The 2,771-nt window shown below is 63.5% G+C and carries 2 protein-coding genes; both read right to left on the reverse strand.

The features are described from left to right. Positions 1-178: 178 nt before the first annotated feature. Positions 179-955, reverse strand: coding sequence for an IS21-like element helper ATPase IstB (gene istB, locus PHQ87_RS15750; protein WP_300236484.1), 777 nt, complete (start codon positions 953-955; stop codon positions 179-181). Between the two features lie 50 nt (positions 956-1,005). Continuing rightward, positions 1,006-2,529 (reverse strand): IS21 family transposase, encoded by a 1,524-nt coding sequence (gene istA / locus PHQ87_RS15755; protein ID WP_300236487.1) that lies wholly within the window; start codon positions 2,527-2,529, stop codon positions 1,006-1,008. Positions 2,530-2,771: the final 242 nt, after the last annotated feature.

The following is a 2,771-nucleotide window of genomic DNA, read 5'->3' on the forward strand; positions in this document are numbered from 1 at the left end:
GCTGCGTATTTCGGCGAATGTGACCGGTCATTTCGGCGCATCGTGACCGGAGGGCTGAGGGGTGTTTTCAGCGCCGTTTCGGTAACGTGACCGCCTGTTTCGGCGATCGTGACCGCCATGATGCTGGCGGTGCTGCGTAGGGGTTTGAGTTTACGGTTTTGGAGTGTCTGTCAGATCTTCATTGGGCTCCTTGATGGTCGTTTTTTGAGTCCTTTGCAGTGCGCGCTGTGCGGCCTGTTCGCCGCGACTCGCCGTCCAGACTGAAACGTCGGCAACTCTGCAGCAACCGGTCCAGGATGGCGTCGGCCACTGTGGGATCACCCAGCCACGCGTGCCAATGTTCGATAGGCAGTTGGTGGGCGATGATGGTGGCGCGCTGGCCTACCCGGTCATCAATGACCTCCAGCAAATCGGCGCGCGTGGCGGCATCCAGGTTTCCGATGCCCCAGTCATCGAGCACAAGCACGTCGATCTTGGCGAGTTGCTGCAGCCAGCGCCGGAAGCTGCCGGCCCCATGCAAGATGCGCAGATCTTCTGCCAACCGTGGAACGCGCAGGTACAGCGCCGAGCGCCCTTGGCGACACGCATACTGGGCCAGCGCACAAGCCAGCCAGGTCTTGCCCAAACCGGTTGCGCCGGCCAGGGTCACGGTCTCGCCACGCTCAATCCAGGTGGACAGAGCAAGGCCCATGAGGGCTGAGCGGTCCATCCCCCGGATGCCCTCGAAGCTGGCGTCTTCCAAGGTGGCTGATGGGTATTTGAGTTGGGCCTGTTGCAGCAAGCGAACCCGCTTGCGGTCACCTCGGGCGTAGACCTCGCGCTCGACCAGCAAAGCCAGGCGCTCATCAAAGGACAGGTCCAGGCAGTCGGCCTGTTCGTGTTGTTGTTGCAAGGCATCGGCGAAGCCCACGAGTTTGAGGGAGCGCAGTTGGGCGATGGTGGTGTTGTTGAGCATGGCGGTGTTCTGATTCAGTTGGTTCGAGCGATTCAATTCAAGACAGGGCATCACTGGTAGTAGCCCGGGCCGCGCAGGTTGGCGTGCGCCGGGCTGGTCCAGTCCGACTCGGCTTGTGGCGTGATCTGGTCGCGGTTGTTGGCCAGGAGGTCACGCACATGGCTGTAGCGCAGTGTTCCCAGGGCCAGTGCCCGTTCGCAGGCGGCCTCCAGCCTCACGGGGCCGTATCTGCGCGAGAGGCTGAGCAAGCCCAGGCAGGAGCGGTAGCCGTGTTCGGGGTGCTTGTAGGTCTGCAGCAAACGGGTGATCAACTCACCACAGGCCACGCCGATGCGCTGCCCCCATTCGATCAGGCGCTGTGGCGTCCACTCCATGTGGGCGCGGTGGGCCGCAGGCATGTGCGCCTCCACCGTGGAGAAACCCCCACGCTTGTCGTTGCGCACGTGAGCGGCCACGCGCTGACCGCGCAGGAGCAACTCGATACCGTGGCGGGTCATGCGCGCCTCCAGCGCCTGACCGACCAGAGAGTGCGGTGCGCTGTAACGATGGCCGTCGATCTCGACGTGGTAGTCGATGTGTACCTTCACGGTCTTGAAGCGTGCCAGCTCATAGGGTTGCTGAGGCAGCGGCATCAGGGCTGGAGCGTCAAGTTCGGCAAACACGCTGGCGCGGCTGCCCGGCAGCTTCTGAAAGGGGCGCTCGTTGAGGCTGGGGAGCAGTTGCGCAATGGCTGCGTCAACCTGGGCGACGCTGTCAAAGCGCTGGTGGCGCAACCTGGCCAGAATCCAGCGTGTGACGACCTGAACCGAGCTCTCGGCCGTGGCCTTGTCGCGCGGCGTGCGCGGGCGCGCAGGCAGCACCGATGTGCCGTAGTGGCGGGCCAGGTCCTGCACTGTCTCGTTGGCACGCGGCTCATAACGGTCTGGCGAGGCGATCACGGCACGGGCGTTGTCAGGCACGATCAATTGCGGCACACCTCCGTAGAAGTTCAGCGCGCGCACCATGCCTTCGATCCAGTCATCCAGGCGCTGCGCGGGCGTGGCGCAGGCAAAGACGCAACTGGAGGCGGCCATGGCAGAGACGAAGACCTGGGCGCGCGCGCCATCGCGCAAGGGCACCGTGGAGCCCGCGAAGTCGATGAACAGCTTCTCACCGGCACGCCGGTGCTGCCGCATGGAACGCTTGAGGGTTTGGGCGAAGTCCTTGTAGTGCCCGCAGAACTGGGTGTAGCGCCAGGTGCGGCCGTGGGGATGGGCCTCCACGTACTCTTGCCACAGCAACATGAGCGTCACGCCCTTGCGGTCGAGTTCACGGTGGATGCGGCCCCAGTCGGGGGTGATGTACGGCTGCGAGGTGGTCGCCTTGGGCAGCAGGGCGGAGGTCAGTCGCTGCTCGCTCCAGCCCTGGACCGTCTCCCAATCCAGGCCTGCGGCATGGGCCAGGCCAACATACTTGGTCACGGCCCCTTTGGAGATGGTGAGGGTGGCAGCGATCTGCTCGTGCGAGAGGTCGGCCTGCCACTTCAAGCGGATAACGTCTTTGATCATGCGTAGAGATATTCGAGGTCTGGGCATCTGGCTCCTGAAGGCAAAAGCCGTCGAGGGTAGGACGCCCGGGTTGAGTTCTCTACGCAGCACCGCCAGGCTTCAGATCCCACAAAAATGTGGACTGAAACGGCGGTCACGATGACCGAAATGATCGGTCACATTGCCGAAACGGCCGGTCACGATGAACCGAAAACAGGCCCGGTCACGATGGGCCGAAATCCTCGGTCACGATGCCGAAATCACCGGTCACGTTGGTCCGAAATACCCAC

Source organism: Hydrogenophaga sp. (assembly GCF_028698005.1).
Lineage (GTDB): Bacteria > Pseudomonadota > Gammaproteobacteria > Burkholderiales > Burkholderiaceae_C > Hydrogenophaga.

Coding starts and splice junctions, on each gene's coding strand:
- istB (WP_300236484.1), bottom strand. CDS start 955: ATGCTCAACAACACCACCATCGCCCAACTGCGCTCCCTCAAACTCGTG.
- istA (WP_300236487.1), bottom strand. CDS start 2,529: ATGCCCAGACCTCGAATATCTCTACGCATGATCAAAGACGTTATCCGC.